Genomic DNA, 24,932 nt, shown 5'->3' with positions numbered 1-24,932 from the left:
TAGTGTTCAGTATGTTGACTCCTAGGTTATTTTTTCGGGGTGTAGCGTAGCCCGGTATCGCGCCTGGTTTGGGACCAGGAGGTCGTAGGTTCGAATCCTGCCACCCCGACTTTTTAATGGATTTGACCCCATAGCTCAGCTGGATAGAGCAGCTGCCTTCTAAGCAGCCGGTCATTGGTTCGAATCCAATTGGGGCCACGAAAACCCCACATGAAGCCCCGCTAAGGGGCTTTTTTGTTGTTCGCCCCCAGATTGTGACGAATACTGCTACTGAAACCCACACTCATATCGGTGCCACAGGTAGCTACGACGGCGAGGAGCAATAGGTGCTAGTACTTAGCAAAGAACGGGGCGCCGAGGCTGCGCGCCGCGTTATGATTAAGTTGCTGAATGACCGCACCACAATGACTTGGTAAGGTAAACCCCTGCCAAGAGCGTTAGAAAGAATCGCGAGGCATAACAATATGCAAGCCATGCCCGAAGTTCCGGCCGGACCTAGGGGGGATGCCGAAGGCCCCGCTGGTGGACGGGACCTTCGGCACTACATGTTAAAGAAGTTTCGCTTCTGAATCTTCTGGTCGTGATGAAGGTGCCGGTCCCGGCCGCGCTGATTGACTCGTTGTTGATGCTTCGTAGATTCAGTTTGGTGCTGCATAGAGCAACTAGCCAGCAGCAGTAAGAGGAATACAGCTTTCATAGGGGTGCTTACGTTATTTAATTACGTATCCACTTACGCAAAATTCCCGCTGGTAGGCGGGCGTAGTCTTAACCTGAGACGTGAGAACGATACTCAGCCTGCTGTAGTGTGTCAACCAGCGTAGCATCACGTAACTAAAACTTTAGCGGTGGCTTGCGCACTCTTCTAGCCGTAATTGCTGGCAGTAGGGTTTGTAGACTGCTATTGCTTGAACTGGCACTCGCGCTAATAACCGCCGCGCCCGCCGCCAGCAAGCCAATACCACCCGTTAACACGGCAGCCCCAACAGCTTGAAGGCTAAGTATAGCTAAACCAGCAATGCCGACAGTAATAAGAAGCCGACCTTTTTTCGACAAAATCAGATAAAACGTCAATGATGCCAGCGAAGCTGAAGGTAAAAAGTGTGTCAATACCTGCCTCAGCAAAAGCTACTTTGCTAGTAGCATCCTAGAGGATGTTGCCTAACGTTGCAGCCCCATCTTTTAGGAAGGGCGTCGAGACTTGGACATTCTTTGACTCTATCGAATAGGTGCGCAGTTGCTTGCTGAAATCTTGCAAGGCTTGGCGCTTGGGGACTAAACCCTTCCAAATCAAAGCTGCCACCAAATATTATGGCAGAGACTGTTACTCATAAGAATTTAGCGGGCGTGGTAGCGGGGTAGGGCTTAGGAGCTGGGGTATATTCGTGGATATGAAAAAACTCTTTCTCTCAGGGGCGTGCTTAGTGGCGTTGTCTTCGCAGCCAGTGATGGCGCAGACGGTCGGAATAGATGTTATTATAGTGCGGGTGGCGGAGCGTAGTGGCTGCACTCACTTAACTGTGGAGCGGAAGGGACAAGAGCCCGAGGAAATAGAGTTTGATTGGGATAGTCGTATCGGCAAGAAATGGGAGCGGGCCTCCAAAGGCTACCTAGAGGCGTTGAGCAAACTCTACCAACAAGGCTACCAAGTGCAGACTACTATCCCGGGAGCAGCCTATACCGATGGTGGCACCGTTAACACGACACTAGTCTTCACACGAACTACTAGCAAGTAGGAGGTGGGCTGGATAACACAGAACTCGGGGCAGTGCGCAGCATTACTTTACAGCCATGAAAAAACCCTTATTCTTGGGGGCCTGCCTGATGGTATTGGCCTCGCAGCCGGTGATGGCGCAGACTGCTGCGCCGGACGTGATAGTAGTACGTGTACTGGAACATTCAAACAGTCTTCGTTTCTCGATTGCGCGCGGGCAACAGCAGCCCGAAGAAATAGAGGTCGCACTGAAGAAGGAGCAAAAGGCTGCATCGAGTTACTACACTGTGCTTTCCAAATTGTATACTCAAGGATACGTATTACAGGGGGTTATTCCAGGGGTGAGTAACAATGCCTATTGGGCAGAATCTACTCTAATACTTGGTAAACCTATTACCAAGCCATAATCTACTCGAGAGGCGGTCCGCAGCGGTAGTTTAGTGGCATGAAAGACCGTGTAAGTGTGTGGCTCATACTGCTTCTACTTGGACTCCCAAGTTTGGCCTATGCAAGTGAAGTAGGGCATATTATGGACACATGGTTCATGATTATTGGGATAGCTATTAAGGTGATTTTCTACTTTATGGTGGCTATAGGTGTGATTTACATGCTCGTTAAGAAGAAGGGCTAGTAGTCTCAGCAGGAGGCGCAGCTGGTTGAGGTAGTCAGCTATTTCGCCAGCCGACGCGGCGGGGACATTGTAGGGGCTGATGAGCTACTTTTTATCGAGCCGCTGCCCAGGATGCTCGATGCCTTTCCTTTTGTGGCATTTGGTTTAGCGGCCATGTTGTTGGCCTTGTGCCTGCGGCGTGAGCGGTAAGACATTTAGCGTATCGTACTATGAGCATTCTACTTTACCTGGGTCCCATAGAAAGTGGGCATCCTTGGCTTATATTACTGGTCTTGGTGTTAATTGTAAGCTTTTTTGAGCGAAAAAGGCGTCGGTTCACTAAGAGAGACTAACGTGGAGTGGCTTTGGATACACTATTAATTCTCCATAATGCGGGGGAGTATGTTGCTCCGCAGGGACCCATATAACTCGCGGTAATGACAGTGCTACTGCTGATATGGGGAAGTAGTAGCTTTTACCCCATCGAAGCCCGCGAAAGAAGAAAATTGGTCCGCGAGGGGCGGATTAAGGCGCAGAGTCTTCAACGGGACCAGATAGACGGTAGAGCCTTAGGCTGCTTGGGGTAGGTAGATGCACTGATTGAGGCGCTCGGCGTATCTCGGACCGGGTAGTTGATATCGGGGTTAGTGGCGTTGGCATCGTTTATGCAACCAAATGGCTCATGATAAATACGTTACTAGTTTTGGGCGATGTCTTCATATCCTCAAGCGATATAAACTCTATTCTCGGCCGCTTTGTCCTTTTAGTGCTAGTTGGCCTGCTGGTCGGGTGGTGGGGAGTAGCGCTAATAAAGCGCGATAAGTGGATTGGCTTTTTGATAGTGCTAGCAGCAGTTGGATTACCCATATTCGGATGGCGCCTGCTCTAGCCTCGGTGCTCATCAGATGGAGAAGTAGTCTAGTTAAGAGTAAAGGGCAGGCGCAGCGGGCACGTGTGGGGATTGGGGTAAGCAGGTCCAAATAGTTCAGGTCTATGACGAGCGTCACCTCGTCGGGCAGCCACAACCAGTGCAGGGCGATGGTGGCAAAGTGCGTGGGTAAGCCATTGGGGTCCACGAGTGATGCATCACAGTCCAAATGCCGGGTAATAAGCTGATGAATAACTTATTATTCGTTATTCTGTATAGTGCTTATGGAAGATTTGCGTTGCTTGTTGGCTACTTCTAACTTAGAAGTGTATCACGATGCAGTCCGTGAGTGGCTCTATACCCGTTGGCTTGGCCGGCATACGGAAGCTTCTATTCAGCAGGCCATCGAGTCCATTTGCATCTGCATGCATGGGCGCCCTTACACTAAAGTTTTGAGCGACCACAGCGGGTTTGTGGGGGAGTGGCCAGCAAATGCGCCTTGGGCCATGGAGAGCTACTTTAACTACCTAGCTGCGCAAGGCGTTGCTCATTTCGCCTGGGTGTACAACGAGAGCCGCCACAACCTCACGACCATGCAGCAAATGCTTTCTCGCGTAACACAGCCCGCAGTGGCTATCTTTCAAGATGTCGCCTCTGCCTACGAGTGGCTACGTCGCTGTCCCGCTGTTATAGTGCAAAGCCTTGTGGAGAGTAACAAGATGGTGTCACAAGAGAAAAGCGCTGTGGATAGCGCGGCATCTCTACATAGGACTATGCCGGGAAGAATAGTAGCATTATAACGCGGGCAAGTGCCTGGGAGTAAATAAATTATATTTTATCCTCATAGCCATGACTGACACCTATCTACGAAGCCTTGGCTTTGTTCCCACCGCCCGCACTCCTCGCAGCAGCCAGGTGGCTTTTGGCCAAGCCTGGCGCTACCAGTTCGACCATTTGGCCGCCGATGGGATGCCCTTATTTATTGAGCATCCGCTCGGCATCGAGGTCTGTCGGCTCAGTACGTTGGAAGCACCCCTGACCGCCCAAGATGTATTTGCTAGTGTTGGCTTGCATGACCGGTCCGCCCTGCAAGCGGCGATGAGTGCTTTTTATACTGCCCACGGAGGAATGGGAGCCGTGCTTGCCGCTTCGCCCGCCAGCACGTTTCAGCCGTACCGCCGCCAGCTATAGGTATAGTTGATTCCTTTAAAAAGCTCTGCTTCTTGTGGGGCTTTTTTTATGCCCATTGCCAGCCCTTCAAAACCTGATTTGAACGGGATGCAATCCAGTTTAACCCCTAATTCCGTTATTTTATCGAATGATTAGCTTGGCTGTAAATAGATGCAAATAGCTTTGAATCAAATAATTTTCCTGCTATTTAAAATATAAAATTGTGTCTACGTTTAATCCTGTGCCAACGCTGCTGCGCACGTACTTCGAAAACCCAGTAGGAAGGTTGCTCGAGCATCCTGTTGAGCACTACATTCAAGTAGAGTACCATACGGGGCCCCGCCAGGTGGGGGAGCTACAAGCCTTCCTCAACCATGCAGGGGAGCTACTGGCCCAGCGCGGCTGGGATAAGCTTCGGCACCATGAGGGACGGATGTCGGCCCTCACGCCGGAGGAAATCACGTTGATATCTGACTACTGGTCTACCCAGAAGCACTCCTCCACTGACTTATACGGGGCGATGCTGCTGCCTCATGAGGTGTTTGCCCAGCTTTCTTGGAAGGGGAGGGGTGCGACTATGCAACCGCTGGCTTCCTTCATTCAACGCGCCCGCTAGCCCGCTGCCCTCCCGCTCGCGTAGACAGTTGCCCAAACTACAATGTAGCTAGAAGCCCCATCACGGGGCTTTTTTCATGCTAACACTACTAATAAGCGGCGCTAACTTGCTAGTCTCATGTAGAACATGTTTCGCCAAGCATTATCACGCCTAGCTATTGAAGGTTGCTGCATCATACCCGGCACCACCTAGGATACTAAGTGCTAAAAGTTCGCACGGGCGCTAGCTACCTATCAGCACAACTCAACCAGTTATTTGGCTGGTGGCGTGTCTATTAAATACTCAGGTGCAGCGCTCCGCACTACCAGGCAGGCGAGCATAGTAGCAAAAGTTGAAAAGGCCACGCTTGCTGCCGCTTTCTGTGATACAGACTTCGAAGCGCTTAAGAAAACATTGGTGTCGAGATGCTACCTAGGGGCCCTAGGAATTCTACACGCCCCGACTGGAAGCTCGGCTAGGACGCCAAACAGACGCGGACATGATAATGCTGGGCTTGAGCAGCCCATACTTAAAAGAAAATGCCCTAGGTCACGTCATGACTCGCTTGAGTACGGCGACTCAACCTTATTAGCAGCTTGGTAGAAGGTACTCGGTGCATCCTGAAATAATGCACCCAAAATAGTGCGCGGCCCAACTAGTAGACCCCCTAAGTAAACTTGCCTTAACAAGGGTGTTACCCAGATTTTGAAGCTGTAGTGCAGCCTAGGACAGGTTGTGCTACATAGAAGCACGATACCAATTAGGGCCTTGCTGAATAGGTCTGGCGAGACTTGTGCGGTGTACAAAAAAAGCCCTTGCCGCGCTTGGCAAGGGCTTTTTTTGTGCCCGAAAATACCGCCAAATATACCCATTAAAAATAGGCAAAATGGAATAAAAACGGTACTTTTGGATGTTCTCTTCCTGACCGTATTTCCGGTCAGTTTAACCCCCTCTCTCGCATGAGTGAAGTAGTAGAAAAGAAAGCCCCCGCCGACTACTCGGCCGATAGCATTCAGGTGCTGGAAGGATTGGAGGCGGTGCGCAAGCGCCCGAGCATGTACATTGGCGATACGGGCATCAAAGGCCTGCACCACTTGGTGTGGGAAGTGGTCGACAATTCTATCGACGAAGCGCTGGCTGGCCACTGCGACCTGATTCAAGTTACCATCAACGAAAATAATTCGATTACCGTCCGCGACAACGGCCGGGGTATTCCAGTTGATTTCCACGCCAAAGAAGGCCGCTCGGCCCTCGAGGTAGTGCTGACCGTGCTACACGCCGGCGGTAAGTTTGACAAAGACTCGTACAAAGTATCGGGTGGCTTGCACGGCGTAGGCGTGAGTTGCGTAAACGCGCTCAGCACCGACCTGAAAGTGACCGTGCGCCGCAAAGGCCACATCTACGAGCAGGAGTATAACATTGGCAATCCGCTTTACCCCGTGAAGCAGGTGGGCGACACCGACGAGCACGGCACCGAGGTGCAATTTCTGCCCGACCCTACCATTTTTGCTGACACTGAGTACCGCTACGCCACCATCGCTGGCCGTCTGCGCGACTTGTCGTTCCTGAACAAGGGCATCCGCATTACGCTCACCGACCGCCGTGAGAAGCCCGTGGGCGATGCGGCCGTGGGCCACGTCGATGCCGAAGGCTACCGCTACGAGGAGTTTTTCTCGGAAGGCGGCCTGCGCGACTTCGTGCAGTACCTAGATGGTACTGAGCGCCCTTCGCTGCTCGCTGAGCCTATCTATGTGGAAAGTGAGAAGGGTGGCACGCCTGTAGAAGTGGCCCTGCAGTACAATACCTCGTACCAGGAAAACGTCTACTCCTACGTCAACAACATCAACACCATCGAAGGTGGTACACACGTCGGCGGCTTCCGCTCGGCCGTGACGCGGGTGCTGAAGGCGTATGGCGACAAGAAGCAGCTGTTTGAGAAGGCTAAGGTGGAAATCACCGGCGACGACTTCCGCGAAGGCCTCACGGCCGTTATCTCGGTGAAAGTGGCCGAGCCGCAGTTTGAAGGCCAAACCAAAACCAAGCTGGGCAACTCGGAAGTGAGTGGCGCGGTGAATACGGTAGTGGGCGAAATCCTGACGCAGTACCTAGAGGAAAACCCCAACCAGGCTAACCGCATCATGGACAAGGTGATATTGGCTGCTAAGGCCCGCATCGCCGCCCGCAAGGCCAAGGACATGGTGCAGCGCAAAAACGTGCTGGGCTCTAACTCCTTGCCCGGTAAGCTAGCCGACTGCTCCGACTCGAACCCCGAAGTGTGCGAGCTATACCTCGTAGAAGGTGACTCGGCCGGTGGCACCGCCAAAATGGGCCGCAACCGGGCGTTTCAGGCCATTCTGCCGCTGCGCGGTAAAATCCTGAACGTAGAGAAAGCCCAGGAGCACAAGATTCTGGAGAACGAGGAAATCAAGAACATGATTACCGCCCTAGGTGTCACGTTCAACGAGCGTAAGTCCCTGGCCTTCGGCACCGACGATGAAGGTAATGAAACGGGCCCGCTGAACTTCGACAAGCTGCGCTACCACAAAATCATCATCATGACCGATGCTGACATCGACGGTTCGCACATCCGTACGCTTATCCTCACGTTCTTCTTCCGCTACATGCGCCAGCTTGTGGACCAGGGCTACATCTACATCGCCCTACCCCCGCTGTACCTCGTGAAGCGCGGCAAAGAAGAGCGCTACTGCTGGACTGAAGAAGAGCGCGCCGCCGCCACTGAAGAGATTGGCCGTGGCCGCCCCGAAACCGTGAACGTGCAGCGCTACAAAGGCCTAGGCGAGATGAACGCCGAGCAGCTTTGGACGACGACCATGCAGCCCGCCACTCGCTCGCTCAAGCAGGTATCGGTAGACTCGGCCGCCGAGGCTGACCACCTCTTCTCGATGCTGATGGGCGACGAGGTAGCTCCGCGCCGCGACTTCATCGAGCAGAACGCTAAGTACGCCAAGCTCGACGTGTAACGGCCGTCTGCCTGGCACCCGAGTAATTTGCGCCCGCTACCCCATTTGAGGGGTAGCGGGCGCTTTGCTTTCATGCGCACTAGTGCACCGCCCCTGGCTATTCTATTTGCTTATATGACCATCGTTTCTCCTGCCCAACAATTCCTACCTAGTACGCCGGCCGACATCGACGAAATTTTCCGGCTCTACCGGCTTGCGGCCGCTTACCAAGCTGCTACCCCCAGGGCGACTGTGGTATGGCCCGATTTTGAGCGCGGACTGGTAGAGCAGGAGCTCGCCGAAGGCCGCCAATGGAAGTTGATGGTAGGCGACGCCATAGCTTGCATGTGGGCCTACACCTTCGACGACCCACAGATATGGGGCGCCCGCAATGCGGACCCCGCCATCTATATCCATCGCATCGCCACCAATCCTGATTTTCGGGGCCAGGGTTTCGTAGCTGCCATCGTGCAGTGGGCCAAGGAATACGCCAAGCAACAGCACAAACAGTACGTGCGCCTAGATACCATCGGCGAGAACCTAGGGCTGATTGCGCACTACACTGCATGCGGTTTTACCTACCTAGGGTTGTCGGCGCTCACCGATACGGTGGGCCTGCCGGCCCATTACCATGATGCCACTGTTAGCTTGTTTGAACTGCCGGTAGCAGGGTAGAGACAGCGGCCAATATTGGCAAAAAGAGAATAAGCTTTTCTGACATCCTCTCCCTGGTCGTCCTGCTAAGCCCTGCAGTGCGTCTTCTCACATCAGTACGAGCTGTTCTGGCGCGAGAAGGCGTTTCATGAGACTCAGCAGGACACTTTTCTAACTCTTACCGCAGATTTCACGATTTCCGGGAAAGCTCCTTTGCCAAGGGATACTTTCTGAAGTTTTAGAACTTTGGAAAGGTCTGTTAAGGCTGGCTTTGTTGCGGTAATATAGCAAGTTAAAAGCTGGGATTAGTATTTAAAAGTTTGATACTAAAACTGTTGATTTGAAGGCGTCAAAAAATCTATAATTCTGAAGGAATCTTTTAGTCTTTTTGCTGTTTGTATCTGCGTGAAAGAATAGTTTTTAAGGTGTTTTGGTTGGATTGCCCCTGCGCTATGCGTGGGGGCAATTTTCATTTATATAGGTGTCAAGTAGTTACCTGCATTTCCTGGCGGCGTTACGTCAGCTGCTCGCGAGCCAAAGCGCTCGACAAACGATGCCCAGTTAGATAGGATTTCTGAGGATAGCCGTGGTATGCTGAAGGCTTGGTGCTGATTGACTAGGTGGCCTTCGGAGAAATCTGCTGAAGTAGGCTGAAAGAAGCGCCGGTGCGCGGGTCGGGCTGTCAGGCAGACACAACCGAAAGGGAGCACTTACAGTATTAATCCCGCTAAGTTCATCAAATCTTAATCTAAAGCTGGCATATGAAACAGCGTTTGCTATCTGTCCTAGGTTGCTCGCTTGCGTTGCTATCGTGCTCACGCGATAAAGACGAGGCAACGCCTGAGCCCTCCACGGCGCCACCCGTCGAAACCGCTGCTCCCAACACTACTTACCAGCCGGCGTTTGCGGGTCAAACCCGGGCGGGCAGCGTCACGACGGCTGCTAGCAGCTACCGGTCCACGGTTGTGACATCGTCGCTGACTAGCCCGTGGGGCATCACCAGCCTGCCCGATGGCCGCTTGCTCGTGACCGAGAAAGCGGGCCAACTGCGCATCGTGACGGCTGCTGGCGCGGTCAGCGCCCCCATCACGGGGCTGCCGGCCGTGAACGCCGCCGGGCAAGGTGGCCTGCTAGGGGTGTGCCTCGACCCCGATTTTGCTACCAACCGATTAGTATACTGGTCGTTTTCGGAAGCCCGTCCTGGCGGCAACCTGACGGCCATCGGCAAGGGCCGCTTGGCTACCGATGAGCGGACCATCGAGGGCGCCACCGTCATTTACCGGGCAGAGCCTGCTTATGCGGGTACCTTGCACTACGGCGGCCGGGTCGTGTTTGACCGTACTGGCAACCTGCTGGTGAGCACTGGCGAGCGCTCAGACCTTGCCACGCGACCCCAGGCACAGGTAGTTTCGTCGGCCCTAGGTAAAATAATTCGCATCACCAAGGATGGACAGCCAGCGCCCGGCAACCCCACATTCACGCAGGCCGGGGCTCGCCCTGAGCTGTACTCCATTGGCCATCGCAACCCGCAGGGGCTGGCTATTCAGCCAACGACCGGCGACCTGTGGCAGAGTGAGCACGGACCTAGGGGCGGCGACGAACTCAACCACATTCGGGCGGGCGCTAACTATGGCTGGCCCACCATTACCTACGGCATAGAATATAGCGGCCAGCCGATAGGCGGGGCCATCCAGCAAAGCTCCGGCCTGGAGCAGCCAGTGTATTATTGGGACCCGGTGGTGTCGCCCAGCGGCATGGCCTTCTACACTGGCAACCGAGTGACGGAGTGGCAGAACAACTTGTTTATCGGCTCTTTGAGCGGCATGCACCTCTTGCGCCTGGTCATTGACAACAACCGAGTGCTGGGTGAAGAACGGCTGCTGGCCAGCGAAGGGCAGCGCTTTCGGGACGTAACCCAGGGCACTGATGGCGCCCTGTACACCATCACCGACCAGGGCCGGCTGTATCGCCTCGACCGGCCCTAAGACTAACCTAGGGGCCGCGGCCAAGCGTTCGCTAGGGCAGATTTTCACTAGCTGCCCCCGCCAAGGTAGCATCCCGGGTCCAGAGCGACTGATACTGAACAATATGATTTTCACGGGTGTTTCTGCCGAGAAGACCTGCTCCAATGGGGTAGGTCTTTTTCATGCCCCTACCTTCGCGCTTCCATCTTGCCTAGGCTGCCGCAGCACGGCGGCTGTCCTTTATGAACCACCTGTGGATTCCGGCCAGCGCATTAGCTGGTAGTCTGATGCTTGCTTCCTGCCACACTTCCAAACCTGCGGCGGGCACCGGGCCCGTGCCCGCGTCTGACGCCGTTGCACCTGCGGCCGCCCGCCCCACTTGGCAATCAAAAGCTTATAGCTTGTACCCCGATAGTGTGGTGCAGGGCACGCACCATGCCCGCGCCCTCTCCGCCACCGAGCTTACCTCAAATTACCAGAGCCCGGCCAATGCCTTTGTAAGCCCGCAGGTAGTATTCAAATTCAGTATTAATGGCAAGGACAACGAGCTGCCCGTGGGGCAGGACAACGTGTTTTTGGCGGTACCTAGGGAGGGGGGCGGTGCGCTCGAAACGCCACTTATCGTGTTTGGCCAGCGCTACGTGGACCCCCGGCCTGTGCCCACCGAGGTATACCTAGCGCCCAATACCCAGCTGAAAATCAGGCTGGATATGCGCCTGGTACTCGAAGCGTTTAAGAAGCAAGGCTACTACACCACATTCAAGGGCGACAAGCTGTACAAGCAAGACTTCAAGCACGTGCTTGTGGCCGGCAACGTGGCGCCGCTGAGCTGGGACTTTGATAACCTCGTGAACAAGCCCGAGCTGGAGCTACACGACCCCGATGGCGACGGCATCTATGAAGTGACACTGACGCTCAACGCCCCCAAGGCGGCCAAAACCACGGCCGCTAGCTGGAAGCAGAGTATCAATACTGCTGATTTTCCGCAGTATAGCTCGGGCCACGCGCTGGAAGACGCGCTGTATAACCTAGCGCTGGAAGAAGCACGCCGGGCCGTGGAGCCTGACAGCACTTTCCGCACCGGTAAGGAATGGGCCGGCGTGTGGACGCGCGACATCAGCTACTCCATCATCTTGGCGCAGGCCGCTTTGCAGCCCAAGGTAGCCATGAACAGCCTATTGCGCAAGGTGTCGGCCGAGGGCCGCATCATCCAGGATACCGGTACGGGTGGAGCGTACCCCTGCTCGACCGACCGCATGATATGGGCGGTGGCCGCCTGGGAAATCTATAAGGTGACCGGCGACGAGGCGTGGCTGCGGAAGGTGTACCCAATTATAAAGCAGTCGATTGCCGACGACATGGCTAATGCCTATGACCCGGCTACCGGCCTGGTGCGCGGCGAGTCGTCGTTCCTGGACTGGCGCGAACAGACCTACCCGCGCTGGATGCAGCCGGTCGATATTTACCAAAGTGAAACCCTAGGTACCAACGCCGTGCACTTTCAGGCCAATACGGTGCTGGCCCTCATGGCACGGCAGCTGGGCGAGCCCGCCGTGGCGGCTCGTCACGAGCAGGCCGCGGCTACCATCAAGGCTGGCCTAAACCAGCACTTGTGGCAAGAAAGCGCCGGCTACTACGGCCAGTACCTCTACGGCCGCAACTACCTCACGCTGTCGCCCCGCGCCGAGGCCCTAGGGGAGGCGCTGAGTGTGTGGTTTGGCATCGCCGACGAGGCGCGGGCCAAGACGGTGGTAGCGCGCACGCCCATTACCGACTTTGGAATTCCATGCATCTACCCGCAGATTCCTGGCATTCCGCCCTACCACAATAACGCGGTGTGGCCCTTTGTGCAGAGCTACTGGGCCCTGGCTGCTGCCAAGGCTGGCAATGAAGCCTCGCTCGCTGAGAGCATGGCCGCCATCTACCGCCCCGCGGCGTTGTTTCTGACCAATAAGGAAAACTTTGTGGCCCAAAACGGCGACTACGCCGGCACCCAGATTAACTCTAGTAACATGCTCTGGAGCCTCTCGGGCAGCCTGAGCTTGGTCTACAAAATTCTGTTTGGCATGCATTACGAGGCCGACCGGCTGGTATTTCGGCCCTTTGTGCCGCAAGCATTTCAAGGCAACCGCAAGCTGACCAACTTCAAATACCGCCAGGCGGTGCTGGATATCGACTTGCAAGGCTTTGGCAATGTCATCCAAACCATTACCCTAGATGGTCAGCCGCTGGCCGGAGCGGCCGTGCCCGCCACCCTCACGGGCCGCCACACGCTGCGCATTGTGCTCAGCAGCCAAGCGCCTGCCAATGCGGCTATTAACAAAGTAGCCAATTTGTTTACGCCCGAAACGCCAATGGTTACGCTGACTGGTAGCCGCTTGCACTGGCCGGCACAGCCTGGCGTGCAGCAGTATAAGGTTTTGAAAGACGGACAGCTACTAGCCTCCGTCAACACCACTGAGCAAGCAGTGGCGGCCACCGGTCCCTATGCTGAATACCAAGTGGTTGCAGTGGCCGGGAACGGGCTAGAGTCGTTTGCTAGCGAGCCGCTGCCAGTAGGTGGCCTAGGTGCTGCCCGGCACGTGCAGCTCGAAACTGTGACTGCCAAGGCTACGCAGCCTTACAAAGGATATTCTGGCCAAGGCTTTGTCGAAATTAGCACTACCAAGAACCGCACGCTCACCATTCCTGTTACAGTGCCCGAAGCTGGACTGTACGCCGTCGATTTTCGCTACGCCAATGGCAATGGGCCAGTTAATACCAACAATAAGTGCGGCATTCGCACTTTGCGGCTGGGTAGCAAGGCCCTAGGTACCATTGTGCTACCGCAGCGCGGGGTAGAGGAGTGGTCGAACTGGGGCTTTACCAACGCCGTGCTGGTGCAGCTGCCCAAGGGCACGCATCAGCTCACGCTAGCCTACGAGCCGGCCAACACAAACATGAACGGCGCCGTGAACCAAGCTATGCTCGACTATCTGCGCGTGCAAAAAATAAAGTAAAACCGAGCCCTAGGCTTTTGGAGTAATTGCCTTGTATGAAGCAACTTGTTGAGAAGCACCCGCTGGCCATCCGGTGGTTTCACTGGCTGAATTTCCCGGTACTGGCCCTCATGATTTGGAGCGGCCTCTGGATATACTGGGCCAACGACGTGTACCGCCTCGGCTGGGGCAATACCACGCTGTTTAAGTTTTTCCCGCAGTCGTTCTACCAGGCCTTTCACCTCGACCACAAGCTGGCGCAGGGCATGTCGTGGCACTTCCTGCTGATGTGGGTTTTCTTCCTGAACGGGCTGCTGTATGTGCTCTACACTTTCTTCTCGGGCGAGTGGCGCTACCTGCTGCCCAACCGCGATTCCTTCCGCGAAGCCGGGCAAGTGCTATTGCACGACCTAGGGCTGCGCAAAACCGCGCCGCCTGTGCGCAAGTACAATGGCGCCCAGCGCATTGCTTATACCGCCGTTATTCTCATGGGCCTAGGGTCGCTGCTGACGGGCTTGGCTATTTACAAGCCTGTGCAGTTTGGCTGGCTCACGCGCCTACTCGGTGGCTACGAAGCGGCTCGTATTGAGCACTTTGTGCTCACCATTGGTTACGTACTGTTTTTTGTGGTGCACGTGGCCCAAGTGGTACGCGCCGGCTGGAACAACTTCCGCTCAATGGTGGCAGGGTTTGAGGTGGCAGAAGTACCAGTAAATGAAGTGAAAAAGTAAAAATTCCGCCGGGTTTCGCCGCCTAGGGCGCAAAATTGGGCAGGGTCTTGTTGTAATATACAAGACGTTAGCACCCTGCGGCTAACCACGCGAACTCTGTAGGAAACCTACCTGATATGCAACCCGACAACCAGATTCCCCCGCATCCCTCCCCCGATGGCCAGGACTTGACGCTGCCTCCCGGCTCGCCGCAGCAGCAAGAAGCCGCGCGGCGCACGCGGCGCTCGTTTATTGTGGGTGGGCTGGCGGCCCTAGGGGGCGTGCTGGGCTGGCGCTACCTGCTGCAGCGCCCCTACGCCGATGGCACACCCCAGCCATTCCGGCGGGTGCTCGATGCCAATGGCCGTCTCTCATCTGCTTATTTCCGCGAAACGCGGCTAGCTCGCGAGTTTCCCAAGAGCCAGGCTGTGAAGCAGGTACGCACCAACGGCAGCGCGGGCCTAGAATCGGAAATCGACTTAGCAGCTTGGCGCATGGTAGTGCAGCCCTACCGCGGCGGTAAAGCCCAGGAGTTTACCCTAGCCGACATCAAGGCGTTGCCTCGCGTCGAAATGACCACCGAGCTCAAGTGCATCGAGGGTTGGAGCATTGTGGTAAATTGGGCCGGCGCTCGCTTCGCCGACTTCCTAGCCAAGTACCCCCTGGCCAGCCGCAGTGGTCAGCCGGTCAAAGACATAGCCAACCCGCCGTCTGACCTAGCGCCCTACGTGAGCGTGGTGACGCCCGACGAAGAATACTACGTAGGCCTCGACATGCACAGCGTCATTCACCCCCAAACGCTGCTTTGCTACGAGATTAACAACCAGCCACTCAGCATTGCGCACGGCGCTCCTTTACGCCTAGTCACGCCGCTCAAGTATGGCATCAAGCACCTCAAGCGTATTGGCACCATCTCCTTTGCCGACGAGCGCCCTGCCGACTACTGGGCCGAGCAAGGCTACGATTGGGACTCGGGGCACTAGTTACTTAGTAGTTAGCAGCCCGTCTATCGTGCCCCTACTGTGCACGATAGACGGGCTGCTAACTTATTAAAACACTACTCGAATTTCGTAGTGCTCTTCTTTAGAACCTTCGGCATTGGGCACGCGCCAGGCGCCTACACGGCTGGGTCCGTAGCCTAGGTTCACTTTTACCCATTCGTCGCGAGTAGGCAACAGGCCTAGGATATCAGTTTCGAGGCGATGTAGGTCGTCGAGCGCATCTTGGTGCTGCTGCACCAGCTCATCGTGGTGCTGGTCGAAAGAACCCGTGGGTGGGCGCTGCTCAAACTGCGTAGCCGCTTGCTCTACCTGGGCATCGTGTAGGGGCTCGTTGCGGGTTGCGATAGTGAGCTTTTGCAAATCCTCTTTGGCCACAAGGTAGGCCTCTACTTTGTCAACCAGTGGTTGAAGCGCGGGGTCGAGATAATCAAGATTAGAAGCCATTTTTCAAGCTGTAAGCTGGCAGCGGGTAGCTACTAGCTTTGAGAGTAAGGTGAAAGAAAAGTGAGAGGGGAGGGGGACCTCGAAAAGCCAGCTGCTGAAAGCTAAGAGCTAACGACTGCTTTTTCTTTGTTGCGCTGGCATTTTTCGCTGCAATATTTCACCGCTTCCCAGTTGTTACGCCACTTCTTGCGGTACTCGAAGGGTAGTCCGCAAGTAGCACAAATTTTAGTGGGAAGCTGGCCTTTTTTGAGCGTAGCAGCCATAAGAAGAAAAGAAAAGGACCGAACAGCCGGACCTTTGCCGCCCGGCTCGGTGCTGTTTACGTTTAAACGCCCGCTGCTGGCTATCTGCTCTGCTTAGTTACTCTCTCCATGTCTACTTCCCCTCCCGACCTCCTCGGCCAAGCCCTGCTTGACTACCAGCACGGCCAGCACAAAGCCGCCCTCACCGTGCAGTGCAACGTGGCCGACGACGAACCGCTCCCCGCTGCCTATTTTTTTCGGACGTTGCTAGCTATGCCCGAGCTTGAGCGCCAAGCGCTTGATGAAACTAGGGGCCGTGTACTTGACCTAGGTGCGGGTGCCGGCTGCCACTCCTTGGAGCTGCAAAGCCGGGGTTTCACCGATGTGCGCGCCATCGACCAATCGGCTGGCGCTGTGGAGGTGATGCAGGCCCGCGGCGTGCGCGAAGTAGCGCAGCACGACATCATGGCGCCGCGCGCCGCTCAAGAGCGGCCCTACGATACCATTCTGATGCTCATGAATGGCCTAGGTTTGGCGGGCACTCTCGAAGGACTCGATAAGTTCTTGGTTCACGCCCGCACCCTGCTCGCGCCCGACGGCCAGATTCTGGCTACATCTTCCGATATCAGCTATCTCTATGAAGACGAACAAGGGGCCCTGGTCCTCAATCTGAACGGTCCTTACTACGGCGAGGTCGAGTATACCTTCCGCTATAGAGACCAGGTGGGCGAGACCTTTCCCTGGCTCTTTATCGACGCATCGCTGCTAGAAGACGCCGCCCGCCAGGCAGGGTATGAAGTTGATTTTCTGGGCGAAGATGAGAATAACCAGTACCTCGTGCGCCTTACGCTAGCCGGTGGGTTTGAGCCAGCCGCTGAAGGCCCCGCTACTTAGTAACTCATGTGTTCCGCCTGCCCTAGGTTAGGAAACAACTCCACTATTGGCGGTTGAGGAGCTGTTTCCTAACCTAGGGCGCTTGTGGTTTGAAGTAGTTGTTGTCTATAAACCAGTTGGATAGCTGCTGAGGCCACGATTTTAGACCTAAAAACTTAGCGCGGTAGCCCATATTAAATGCGTGGTCGCCCTTGGCATATAAATGAGTTTCTACCGAAGCACCAGCTTCGCGGTAGGCGTTTAGGAGCTTCACGATAGGAGTGGAGCAACAGGCATCGTCATTGGCCACTACCAGGAAGGCTGGCGGCGCATTTTTGGCTATTTTGTCAGGGACAAACAGCGGGCCGGGGTAGACCTGTATCACAAAGTTGGGCAGAGAGCTTAATTTGTCGGTTGCGTCGTTCAGTTTTAGGCCTGGATTAGCATTGTCGTAAGCGACCATATTCACGACCTCTCCCCCGGCCGAAAAGCCCATCATGCCAATACGGTTTGGGTCGATTGCCCATTCGGCGGCGTGCTCCCTCACTAGGCGCATCGCACGGTTGCCATCTTGGCGCGCGTGCTCCTCGATTTTGTAGGGCGAAAGCGTATCGCGGCCTAGGCGGTATTTGAGTACAATGGCCGCCACTCCCATGCTGGTAAAATACTTCGCAGGAGCATAGCCTTCCGACTTTACTACCAGCCGAACGTGGCCCCCGCCTGGGCATATAACCACTGCTGCCCCCGTGGCCTGCCCCTTAGGTGGCAGAAACACGGTAATGGATGGGTTATGCACGTTGCTTATCGTGTTCGTTCCTTTCTCCGGTTCATTGCGCCGGTTTTTAAAGCCTGGCGCGCCGCTTTGGTACAGCTTCACAACCGTCGAATCGCCCTGGGCAAAAACTGCTGCCGGGAATAGAACTAGTACGCAAGCTATTTTTAGCAGCAATCGTAGGTTAACCAGCATGTTATGAAAGCTAAGAAGAGAAGCCAAATGTAATAAATCGGCACTGGCCCCACGCAAGCGTAACCTAGGTGGGCAGTGCTGGTTTACTTTTCCCATTTTCCTCTTATTCGTTTCAACATGCCGCATTCCCAAACCTACACCGTGCGCTGGGCCGAGCTGGACCCCAACGGCCACATGCGCCACTCGGCCTACGCCGACTTTGCGGCCGACCAACGGGTGCATTGGCTGGCCAGCTATGGCTACGACCTGCGCAAGTTTGGCGAGCTGCGCATTGGCCCCATCTTGTTTCGCGAAGAAACTAAGTACCTCAAGGAAATTCACGCGGGCGAAGAAATTCGGGTAGAAGGCCGCATGGCCAGCGGCACCCCCGATGGCTCGCGCTGGACCATCGAGCACACCATCTACAAGGCCGACGGCCGCGTGGCGGCTACCGTTACCGTCGATGGGGCTTGGCTCGACCTAGACCGCCGTAAACTAACGGTGCCCCCGCCGGAGCTGGCAGCAGCCTTGCAAGCGGAATAAGCCAAACAGTAGAGTAATAAAGGAGGTAAGTTTCTCACCTTACTTCAGCACCTTGCTAATGCGATTGAGCTGCTGCTGGTGGTGCAGCGTGTGGTCGAGAATGGATGTAACCGTTTGGCCCACGGTGAGCCAGCCCGCCCTAGGGTGGCGAAATACCGTGTGCGTTAGCTTATTGCCCGGAAACTCATTGAGCACCTGCTCTAGCTGGCGGCGTATGCTGCTCCACTGCTCGCGCAAGGTTGCTAGCGGCGCAATCGCTTCGGGGGCCGGGGGCGGGGGCAGCGTAGGTGGCACCTTGAACTTGAGGCCCGGCAGGCGCAGAGCCATGCGCAGTAGCGTACTCCGCAAGCGGTTTTTGAGGGTAGCTAGCCGCCAAGTGTCAGCGCTGGTAGACAAAGCCTTTTGGAGCGCACCAACAATGCGCTGCTCGGCCGTAAGTAAGTGATGAATGACTTGGGCGGCGGCCCATTGCCCGGGTACCGGCGCAATGTAGGCACGCGGCCCTAGGGCTTCGGCCGTGGCCAGAGCATTGTTGGTGGCGCGGTCGAGCTGCTCGACCAGCAAGTGTAATCGGTGAGTCATGAGGTAAGCGGGTGGGAGGGAGATAGAGCGGCGTAGGCAGGCGTAGCTTTGAGCAAAAGCTATGCCCCACTTACGTAGGCCGGGCCATTAGGGTGGGGCAGTTATACGCTTAGGCCCATTGATTTAGTACCTTCACTTCGTGATTTTTAAGAACACGCTCTCCAATCTCACTCGCATTCGCCAAGTAGCCGAGGTGCTGCTACGCTACGGGTTCGAAGACGTCGTCACGAATACGCCCCTGCGCCGGCTCGTCAGCCAGAAGCGCCGCCTGCGCTGGCTCGAAGAAGATGAGCGCCCCGTGTTCGAAACCACGCGTTGGGAGCGTATTCGCCTCATTATCGAGGAGCTAGGGCCCACATTCATCAAGCTAGCCCAGGCCCTGAGCAACCGCGCCGACCTGCTGCCCGAAGCGCTTATCGACGAGTTTGAGAAGCTGCAAAGCAATGTACCTCCCTTTTCTGTAGAGGCGGCCCGCCAGCTTATTGAGCAGGAGTTGGGTCGGCCACTCGCCGAGGTGTTCACCGAGTTTGATGATGTGCCGATTGGCTCGGCTAGCATTGGGCAGGTGCACCGCGCCCGGCTGCATGGTGGCGAAGAAGTGGTCGTGAAAATTCAGCGCCCCGGCGTGCGCGATAAAGTAGAGGGCGACCTGCGCCTGCTGCACGAACTGGTGCGCCTCACCGGGGGCTTCCTGCGCAACCAGGGCCTCACCAACCCGCAAGACGTGGTTGATGCCTTCGAGCGCAGCATGACCAAGGAACTCGACTATACCTCCGAGGCGCGCTCTATGGAGCAGTTGCGCAAGCTCTACGAAAGCTACACCACTTTCTACATCCCGAAGGTTTACCGCGAGCTAAGCACCAGCAAAGTACTGGTGATAGAGTTTGTAAACGGTTGTAAAATAACCGATAAAGCGCAGTTGCTAACCTGGGGGCTCAGCCCCGAGCAAGTAGCCGAAACCGGTATGGATATCTACCTGACCCAGATATTCGAATTCGGTTTCTTCCACGCCGACCCGCACCCCGGCAATGTGCTTGTGCGCCCCGATGGCACGCTCGTGCTCATCGACTTTGGCATGGTGGGCAAGCTCACCAAGCAGCAGAAATACGCCTTTGCCGGCGTGTTCATCGGCATGGCTCGGCAAGATGCCCGCAGCATGGCGCTCAACTTCCGGCGCCTTGCCCTCAGCAGCGACATTCCCGACATGCGGGCCTTCGAAGCCGACCTAGGGCTGCTTATCGAGGACTTTGCGGTGCTAGATGTCAAAGACATGAGCATGAGCGACCTAGCCGATTCGCTGCAAGGCATCATCTACCGCTACAAGCTGCAAGTGCCGGGCGCAGTCTTTCTCATTTTGCGCGCCCTAGTTATTCTCGAAGGTATTGGCAAGGTGCTGCATCCCAATTTCAATACCTTTGAATTTGTGCGCCCCTACGGCGCTAAAATCATCCGTGAGCAATACTCTACCGAGAATATTCTCAGTGAGGCTGAGTACACTGGCACCCAGCTCCTAGCCCTGCTCCAAACCTTGCCCGTCGACTTACGCCAGATTATGCGCAAAGTCAGCAAGGGTGAGCTCCGGGTAAAAGTAGAGTTGAGTGGCTACAGTAGCCTGCTGCGTAAGGCCGACGAGTTGGTGGGTCGCACCATCCTGGCGCTGTTGGCCCTAGGTAGTATTTTGTTCTCAGGCCTCAGCCTGCTTGGGCACTACGCACCCCAAATGCCGTATTACCGGGGGCTTCCGGTCATTACGTGGTATAGCCTAGGGTTCAGTGTATTTCTTATTTTGCTTCTCACGCTGCCACGCCGCCGCTCGCGTGAGTAACCGCTTTATTTGAGCACTACAATTCGGGTAATATCTGTCTCGTCTAAGCGCCCATCGGCAGGCATAGGCTGCACTTTAAACTCGTCGAAGCAAACGCTGCGCCGGCCTTTGAACTGGTTCTGAGGGTCTTCGATAATGATGACGTTGCCGAAGGTGCCATACTCTTTGTCATCGCGCATCAGCGTGTGCTGCCTACCTAGGTCGGGCTTATTCAGCACATTGGCGTACACAAGCTGGCCTTGGTGGTTCGGGCCTTCGGCAAAATAGAGCACCGTGCTTTCGATATGCCCATTGCAGGGCTCGGCGCAGCTAGTAAGCAGGCTGCCCGCCAGCCCAAGCAAACCCAGTAAAATCGCTTTCATCACGTGGTATGGTAGTGGAGAATAATCTGCGTAAAGATGATTGTTTTTAAAAGCAAAAGCGCTCCAGTTTAACTACCGGAGCGCTTTTGCTTTTAAAAATGGCAGCTTACACTACCGAGAAGTCGAACGATTCTAAGAACTTGGTCGTGAAATTCCCGGCTTGGAAGTCCTCGCTATCCATTAGGGCTAAGTGGAAGGGAATGGTCGTTTTCACGCCCTCTACCACAAACTCGCTCAGGGCACGCTTCATTTTCACAATGCACTCCTCGCGGGTTTGAGCGACGGTGATGAGCTTGGCAATCATGGAGTCGTAGTTCGGCGGAATCTGGTAGCCGGCATACACGTGGGTATCCACACGCACGCCGTGCCCACCCGGGATGTGCAGCGTAGTGATGCGGCCCGGCGCGGGGCGGAAACCAGCCCTAGGGTCCTCCGCATTGATGCGGCACTCCATCGCGTGCATTTTGGGGAAGTAGTTTTTGCCCGAAATCGGGATGCCAGCCGCTACCTTGATTTGCTCCTTAATAAGGTCATAGTTAATGATTTCCTCAGTTACCGGGTGCTCAACCTGAATACGAGTATTCATTTCCATGAAGTAGAAGTCACGGTTGGCATCGACCAAGAACTCGATGGTGCCCACACCTTCGTAGTTGATGGCCGAGGCGCCAGCGATGGCCGCTGCACCCATGCGCTCGCGCAGGTCGTCGGTCATGAAAGGGCTAGGCGCCTCTTCTACCAGCTTCTGGTGGCGACGCTGAATCGAGCAATCGCGCTCCGAAAGGTGGCACACGTGGCCAAACTGGTCGCCCACAATTTGCACCTCGATGTGGCGGGGCTCCACCACAAACTTCTCTAGGTATACGCCATCGTTGCCGAAAGCGGCCTTTGCCTCAGTGCGGGCATCATCCCAAGCTTTCTGAAACTCGTCTTCCGAATTAATAATGCGCATGCCGCGCCCGCCGCCACCGGCCGTCGCTTTCAGGATGACAGGATATACTATTTCGGCCGCGATTTTCTTTCCCTGCTCTACAGAGTCGAGCAGCCCAGTCGAGCCAGGCACCACGGGCACGCCCGCCGCAATCATAGTTGCCTTGGCCGACGCCTTATCGCCCATCCGGTTTATCATGTCCGGCGACGCACCAATGAATTTGATGCCGTTTTCGGCACAGATGCGCGAAAACTCCGCGTTTTCGCTCAAAAAGCCGTAGCCGGGGTGAATAGCATCAGCATTGGTAATCTCGGCCGCCGCAATGAGCGTGGGGATATTAAGGTAGCTCTGGCTGCTGGCGGGTGGCCCAATGCACACAGCCTCGTCGGCGAAGCGCACGTGTAGGCTTTCCTTGTCGGCAGTAGAGTACACGGCCACCGTTTTAATGCCCATCTCGCGGCAGGTACGGATAACACGCAGGGCAATTTCGCCCCGGTTGGCAACTAGAATTTTATTGAACATGGGAGGGCTGAGCAAAAACAACTACTCTAAAAAACCTGTCATCCTGAGCTTGCAAAGGACTTTATCACAGCAATGTCGTTAGGATTAGGCAATCCAACGGCTTGTACTGGCGTGATAAGGTCCTTCGCAAGCTCAGGATGACGAGTAAATGAGCGAAATAACTAAGCGGATAAACTACTCAATCAGGAACAGCGGCTGGTCGTATTCTACCGGCGTCGCATTTTCCACGAGCACCTTCACGATGCGGCCGCTTTGCTCAGCTTCAATTTCATTGAACAGCTTCATCGCCTCAATGATACAGATAACCTGGCCTTTCTCCACCGTATCGCCCACTTGTACAAACGCAGGCGCGTCGGGGCCGCTGCTGCGGTAGAAAGTGCCAATCATTGGCGACTTGAGTGGTGTGTGGTTGGCAGCCGGAGCAGCCGGGCTAGCAGCCGGAGTTGGGGTGCTGGCTGCTTGGGTGGGGGCCAGCGCAGCTGGGGCAGCCGCGGGGGCTGGGGCGGGTGCTGCCACGGGCGCGGCGCTCATGCTCACTACCTGCTTGGTAGAGGGCTCGCGCTGCACCGAGATTTTAAACTCCTCGGTTTCAATATTTACTTTATTGAGGCCCGACTTGGCAATGAAGTCAAGTAGTTCCTGGAGTTCTTTGGCTTTCATGGCAGCGTCTTTTTTCGGCGGGGTTTTGGAGGATTCTTTCGACATACTTCTAAGCTGTTAGCTATCAGCCGCTGGCTGCTAGCTTTTCTGCGGCCAGCAGCTAAAAGCCAACAGCTTAAAAAAAGTTACTTAACGCGCTCTACGTAAGAGTAATCGCTGGTTTTGATGCGGATTTTGGTGTCTTGGTCGATGAACAGCGGCACCTGAATGCGAGCACCAGTTTCTACCGTAGCTGGCTTCAGCGTATTAGTAGCGGTATCGCCACGCAAGCCAGGCTCGGTGTAAGTTACTACTAGGTCTACAGTAGTGGGCAGTTCGGCAGTGAGGGGCTGCTCGGTTTCGGCATGAAATAGGATGGTTACGTCCTGGCCTTCCTTCATGAGGTCGGCAAAGGGTACCATGGCTTCGGGCAGCACTACCTGCTCAAAGTCATCCTTGTTCATGAACGTGTAGCCGTAGTCGTCCTTAAATAGAAACTGGTGCGGGCGCTGCTCTACGCGGGCTGTTTCTACCTTCACCCCAGCGTTGAAGGTGTTGTCGATGGTGCGGCCAGTCTTGATGTTGCGCATCTTGGTGCGCACGAAGGCAGGGCCTTTGCCAGGTTTTACGTGCTGAAAATCAGTGATAACGTGCAGCTCGTTGTTGTAGTTGAGCACGAGCCCGTTGCGAAAGTCGGCGGTGGATGCCATGTTTGGTTAAGAGTTAAAAGTTATTGAGTTAAGAGTTGAAGCTATAAATTCTAGTGGCAAAAATGCCAACTCCTAACTTAAGAATTATACGCCCATTTCACGTGCATCGCGCCCCAGGTAAAGCCACCCCCAAAGGCAGCCAAGATGAGATTGTCGCCTTTGTGAAGCTGCTTTTCAAAATCCCACAAGCACAGCGGAATAGTAGCGCTGGTCGTGTTACCGTAGCGCTGGATGTTTAGCATTACTTTTTCGGGGCCCACTCCCATGCGGTTGGCCGTGGCGTCGATGATGCGCTTATTGGCTTGGTGAGGCACCAGCCAGGCAATGTCGTCGTGGCTAAGGTGCTGACGAGCCATTACTTGGGCGGCGACATCAGCCATGTTCTTAACGGCAAACTTGAAGACCGTAGCACCTTCTTGGTAGATAAAGTGCTCGCGGTTGGCGATGGTCTCGGCCGTAGGCGGGCGGCGACTGCCACCAGCTTTCTGATGCAAAAACTGCTCGCCGCTGCCGTCAGTGCATAGCACTTGGTCGAGCACACCGTAGCCTTCTAGGTTGGGCTCTAGCAGTACAGCCGCCGCACCGTCGCCAAAAATGATGCAGTTGGAGCGGTCAGTATAATCCACGATGGCCGACATCTTATCGGCGCCTACAATAACCACTTTCTTATAGAGGCCACTCTGGATAAACTGGGCCCCGGTGGTAAGCGCAAACAGGAAGCTAGAACACGCCGCATTCATATCATAGCTGAACGCCTTCGTGATGCCGCAGCCATTAGAAATGATATTGGCCGTGGCCGGAAATAGCACATCGGGCGTCACGGTGGCGCAGATGAGCAGGTCTACCTCTTCGGGGCGAGTATTGGTCTTCTCAAGCAGCTGCTGCACTGCTTTAATGCCCATCACCGAACTACCCTGGTCTTTACCCTTCAAAATGCGGCGCTCCTTAATGCCGGTGCGCGTCGTAATCCATTCGTCAGTAGTATCGACCAGTTGCTCCAGCTCCTGGTTGGTGAGCACGTAGTCGGGCACGTAGCCTCCGACTCCGGTAATGGCGGCGGTAATCTTCATGAGCGCAAAGGTGCGGCCCAAACGC

General features: G+C 55.4%; 23 protein-coding genes and 2 tRNA genes. 15 read left to right on the top strand and 10 right to left on the bottom strand.

What is annotated here, in order from left to right:
- Positions 1-35: 35 nt before the first annotated feature.
- Positions 36-109 (top strand) — tRNA-Pro (locus FNT36_RS17300).
- A gap of 15 nt (positions 110-124) precedes the next feature.
- Positions 125-198, top strand: a tRNA-Arg gene (locus FNT36_RS17295).
- Positions 199-831: 633 nt separating this feature from the next.
- Here FNT36_RS17295 and FNT36_RS25600 read toward each other — a convergent pair.
- Entirely contained in the window at positions 832-1,107 is a 276-nt protein-coding gene (locus FNT36_RS25600) for a hypothetical protein (protein ID WP_233636011.1), read from the bottom strand.
- A gap of 281 nt (positions 1,108-1,388) precedes the next feature.
- Between FNT36_RS25600 and FNT36_RS17290 the strand changes: the two genes are divergently transcribed.
- From FNT36_RS17290 to FNT36_RS17240, 10 genes are all read left to right on the top strand, one after another.
- Entirely contained in the window at positions 1,389-1,733 is a 345-nt protein-coding gene (locus tag FNT36_RS17290) for a hypothetical protein (RefSeq protein ID WP_144850238.1), read from the top strand.
- A gap of 55 nt (positions 1,734-1,788) precedes the next feature.
- Positions 1,789-2,118, top strand: a complete 330-nt coding sequence (locus FNT36_RS17285; protein ID WP_144850236.1) for a hypothetical protein — start codon at positions 1,789-1,791, stop codon at positions 2,116-2,118.
- A gap of 1,920 nt (positions 2,119-4,038) precedes the next feature.
- Entirely contained in the window at positions 4,039-4,380 is a 342-nt protein-coding gene (locus tag FNT36_RS17275) for a hypothetical protein (RefSeq protein ID WP_144850233.1), read from the top strand.
- 202 nt (positions 4,381-4,582) lie between these two features.
- The gene (locus tag FNT36_RS17270; protein WP_144850231.1) at positions 4,583-4,975 is read left to right on the top strand and encodes a hypothetical protein; all 393 of its coding nucleotides are present in this window, start codon (positions 4,583-4,585) and stop codon (positions 4,973-4,975) included.
- A gap of 938 nt (positions 4,976-5,913) precedes the next feature.
- On the top strand, positions 5,914-7,935 hold the full coding sequence (gene gyrB / locus FNT36_RS17265; RefSeq protein WP_144850229.1) for a DNA topoisomerase (ATP-hydrolyzing) subunit B: 2,022 nt from the start codon (positions 5,914-5,916) through the stop codon (positions 7,933-7,935).
- Between the two features lie 114 nt (positions 7,936-8,049).
- Positions 8,050-8,589, top strand: coding sequence for a GNAT family N-acetyltransferase (locus FNT36_RS17260; RefSeq protein WP_144850227.1), 540 nt, complete (start codon positions 8,050-8,052; stop codon positions 8,587-8,589).
- Positions 8,590-9,329: 740 nt separating this feature from the next.
- Positions 9,330-10,553 carry a PQQ-dependent sugar dehydrogenase gene (locus tag FNT36_RS17255; protein WP_144850225.1) on the top strand — a complete coding sequence of 408 codons (1,224 nt, stop codon included), beginning with the start codon at positions 9,330-9,332 and terminating at the stop codon, positions 10,551-10,553.
- Positions 10,554-10,774: 221 nt separating this feature from the next.
- Positions 10,775-13,531 (top strand): alpha-L-rhamnosidase-related protein, encoded by a 2,757-nt coding sequence (locus tag FNT36_RS17250; RefSeq protein ID WP_144850223.1) that lies wholly within the window; start codon positions 10,775-10,777, stop codon positions 13,529-13,531.
- 35 nt (positions 13,532-13,566) lie between these two features.
- Positions 13,567-14,241 carry a cytochrome b/b6 domain-containing protein gene (locus FNT36_RS17245; protein WP_144850221.1) on the top strand — a complete coding sequence of 225 codons (675 nt, stop codon included), beginning with the start codon at positions 13,567-13,569 and terminating at the stop codon, positions 14,239-14,241.
- Positions 14,242-14,357: 116 nt separating this feature from the next.
- Positions 14,358-15,203, top strand: a complete 846-nt coding sequence (locus FNT36_RS17240; protein WP_144850219.1) for a molybdopterin-dependent oxidoreductase — start codon at positions 14,358-14,360, stop codon at positions 15,201-15,203.
- Positions 15,204-15,269: 66 nt separating this feature from the next.
- On the opposite strand, the gene FNT36_RS17235 is transcribed toward FNT36_RS17240, so the two are convergent.
- Both FNT36_RS17235 and FNT36_RS17230 read right to left on the bottom strand, forming a co-directional pair.
- Positions 15,270-15,665, bottom strand: coding sequence for a hypothetical protein (locus tag FNT36_RS17235; protein ID WP_144850217.1), 396 nt, complete (start codon positions 15,663-15,665; stop codon positions 15,270-15,272).
- Positions 15,666-15,766: 101 nt separating this feature from the next.
- The gene (locus FNT36_RS17230; RefSeq protein WP_144850215.1) at positions 15,767-15,928 is read right to left on the bottom strand and encodes a DUF2256 domain-containing protein; all 162 of its coding nucleotides are present in this window, start codon (positions 15,926-15,928) and stop codon (positions 15,767-15,769) included.
- A 108-nt stretch (positions 15,929-16,036) separates the two neighbouring features.
- On the opposite strand from FNT36_RS17230, the gene FNT36_RS17225 reads away from it, so the two are divergent.
- Positions 16,037-16,801 carry a class I SAM-dependent methyltransferase gene (locus FNT36_RS17225; protein ID WP_144850213.1) on the top strand — a complete coding sequence of 255 codons (765 nt, stop codon included), beginning with the start codon at positions 16,037-16,039 and terminating at the stop codon, positions 16,799-16,801.
- Positions 16,802-16,874: 73 nt separating this feature from the next.
- Here FNT36_RS17225 and FNT36_RS17220 read toward each other — a convergent pair whose 3' ends face one another.
- Complete coding sequence (locus tag FNT36_RS17220) at positions 16,875-17,747, bottom strand: alpha/beta hydrolase (protein WP_144850211.1); 873 nt, start codon at positions 17,745-17,747, stop codon at positions 16,875-16,877.
- 117 nt (positions 17,748-17,864) lie between these two features.
- Between FNT36_RS17220 and FNT36_RS17215 the strand changes: the two genes are divergently transcribed.
- On the top strand, positions 17,865-18,269 hold the full coding sequence (locus FNT36_RS17215; protein WP_144850209.1) for an acyl-CoA thioesterase: 405 nt from the start codon (positions 17,865-17,867) through the stop codon (positions 18,267-18,269).
- A gap of 39 nt (positions 18,270-18,308) precedes the next feature.
- Here FNT36_RS17215 and FNT36_RS17210 read toward each other — a convergent pair whose 3' ends face one another.
- On the bottom strand, positions 18,309-18,851 hold the full coding sequence (locus tag FNT36_RS17210) for a DinB family protein (RefSeq protein WP_144850207.1): 543 nt from the start codon (positions 18,849-18,851) through the stop codon (positions 18,309-18,311).
- 139 nt (positions 18,852-18,990) lie between these two features.
- On the opposite strand from FNT36_RS17210, the gene FNT36_RS17205 reads away from it, so the two are divergent.
- Entirely contained in the window at positions 18,991-20,676 is a 1,686-nt protein-coding gene (locus tag FNT36_RS17205) for an ABC1 kinase family protein (protein ID WP_233636010.1), read from the top strand.
- A gap of 5 nt (positions 20,677-20,681) precedes the next feature.
- On the opposite strand, the gene FNT36_RS17200 is transcribed toward FNT36_RS17205, so the two are convergent.
- The 5 genes from FNT36_RS17200 to FNT36_RS17180 all read right to left on the bottom strand — a co-directional run bounded on the left by FNT36_RS17200 (position 20,682) and on the right by FNT36_RS17180 (position 24,907).
- Positions 20,682-21,038 carry a hypothetical protein gene (locus FNT36_RS17200; RefSeq protein ID WP_144850205.1) on the bottom strand — a complete coding sequence of 119 codons (357 nt, stop codon included), beginning with the start codon at positions 21,036-21,038 and terminating at the stop codon, positions 20,682-20,684.
- 106 nt (positions 21,039-21,144) lie between these two features.
- Positions 21,145-22,488, bottom strand: a complete 1,344-nt coding sequence (gene accC / locus FNT36_RS17195; protein ID WP_144850202.1) for an acetyl-CoA carboxylase biotin carboxylase subunit — start codon at positions 22,486-22,488, stop codon at positions 21,145-21,147.
- Between the two features lie 174 nt (positions 22,489-22,662).
- Positions 22,663-23,148, bottom strand: coding sequence for an acetyl-CoA carboxylase biotin carboxyl carrier protein (gene accB / locus FNT36_RS17190; RefSeq protein ID WP_144850784.1), 486 nt, complete (start codon positions 23,146-23,148; stop codon positions 22,663-22,665).
- A 125-nt stretch (positions 23,149-23,273) separates the two neighbouring features.
- Positions 23,274-23,837 carry an elongation factor P gene (gene efp / locus FNT36_RS17185; RefSeq protein WP_144850200.1) on the bottom strand — a complete coding sequence of 188 codons (564 nt, stop codon included), beginning with the start codon at positions 23,835-23,837 and terminating at the stop codon, positions 23,274-23,276.
- Between the two features lie 77 nt (positions 23,838-23,914).
- Positions 23,915-24,907, bottom strand: coding sequence for a beta-ketoacyl-ACP synthase III (locus tag FNT36_RS17180; protein ID WP_144850199.1), 993 nt, complete (start codon positions 24,905-24,907; stop codon positions 23,915-23,917).
- Positions 24,908-24,932 lie beyond the last annotated feature (25 nt).

The sequence above is a fragment of the Hymenobacter setariae genome (assembly GCF_007713685.1).
GTDB classification, from domain to species: domain Bacteria; phylum Bacteroidota; class Bacteroidia; order Cytophagales; family Hymenobacteraceae; genus Hymenobacter; species Hymenobacter setariae.
Note: the sequence above shows the minus strand (reverse complement) of the source record. Positions and strands in the feature narration are given on the sequence as shown.

Excerpts from the sequence above, each read along its gene's own strand:
- efp (WP_144850200.1), bottom strand. The coding sequence starts at position 23,837 with ATGGCATCCACCGCCGACTTTCGCAACGGGCTCGTGCTCAACTACAAC.
- accB (WP_144850784.1), bottom strand. The coding sequence starts at position 23,148 with ATGAAAGCCAAAGAACTCCAGGAACTACTTGACTTCATTGCCAAGTCG.
- FNT36_RS17255 (WP_144850225.1), top strand. The coding sequence starts at position 9,330 with ATGAAACAGCGTTTGCTATCTGTCCTAGGTTGCTCGCTTGCGTTGCTA.
- FNT36_RS17250 (WP_144850223.1), top strand. The coding sequence starts at position 10,775 with ATGAACCACCTGTGGATTCCGGCCAGCGCATTAGCTGGTAGTCTGATG.
- FNT36_RS17215 (WP_144850209.1), top strand. The coding sequence starts at position 17,865 with ATGCCGCATTCCCAAACCTACACCGTGCGCTGGGCCGAGCTGGACCCC.
- FNT36_RS17275 (WP_144850233.1), top strand. The coding sequence starts at position 4,039 with ATGACTGACACCTATCTACGAAGCCTTGGCTTTGTTCCCACCGCCCGC.
- FNT36_RS17285 (WP_144850236.1), top strand. The coding sequence starts at position 1,789 with ATGAAAAAACCCTTATTCTTGGGGGCCTGCCTGATGGTATTGGCCTCG.
- accC (WP_144850202.1), bottom strand. The coding sequence starts at position 22,488 with ATGTTCAATAAAATTCTAGTTGCCAACCGGGGCGAAATTGCCCTGCGT.
- FNT36_RS17245 (WP_144850221.1), top strand. The coding sequence starts at position 13,567 with ATGAAGCAACTTGTTGAGAAGCACCCGCTGGCCATCCGGTGGTTTCAC.
- FNT36_RS17235 (WP_144850217.1), bottom strand. The coding sequence starts at position 15,665 with ATGGCTTCTAATCTTGATTATCTCGACCCCGCGCTTCAACCACTGGTT.
- FNT36_RS17180 (WP_144850199.1), bottom strand. The coding sequence starts at position 24,907 with ATGAAGATTACCGCCGCCATTACCGGAGTCGGAGGCTACGTGCCCGAC.
- gyrB (WP_144850229.1), top strand. The coding sequence starts at position 5,914 with ATGAGTGAAGTAGTAGAAAAGAAAGCCCCCGCCGACTACTCGGCCGAT.
- FNT36_RS17230 (WP_144850215.1), bottom strand. The coding sequence starts at position 15,928 with ATGGCTGCTACGCTCAAAAAAGGCCAGCTTCCCACTAAAATTTGTGCT.
- FNT36_RS17290 (WP_144850238.1), top strand. The coding sequence starts at position 1,389 with ATGAAAAAACTCTTTCTCTCAGGGGCGTGCTTAGTGGCGTTGTCTTCG.
- FNT36_RS17225 (WP_144850213.1), top strand. The coding sequence starts at position 16,037 with ATGTCTACTTCCCCTCCCGACCTCCTCGGCCAAGCCCTGCTTGACTAC.
- FNT36_RS17210 (WP_144850207.1), bottom strand. The coding sequence starts at position 18,851 with ATGACTCACCGATTACACTTGCTGGTCGAGCAGCTCGACCGCGCCACC.
- FNT36_RS17260 (WP_144850227.1), top strand. The coding sequence starts at position 8,050 with ATGACCATCGTTTCTCCTGCCCAACAATTCCTACCTAGTACGCCGGCC.
- FNT36_RS17220 (WP_144850211.1), bottom strand. The coding sequence starts at position 17,747 with ATGCTGGTTAACCTACGATTGCTGCTAAAAATAGCTTGCGTACTAGTT.
- FNT36_RS17240 (WP_144850219.1), top strand. The coding sequence starts at position 14,358 with ATGCAACCCGACAACCAGATTCCCCCGCATCCCTCCCCCGATGGCCAG.
- FNT36_RS17200 (WP_144850205.1), bottom strand. The coding sequence starts at position 21,038 with ATGAAAGCGATTTTACTGGGTTTGCTTGGGCTGGCGGGCAGCCTGCTT.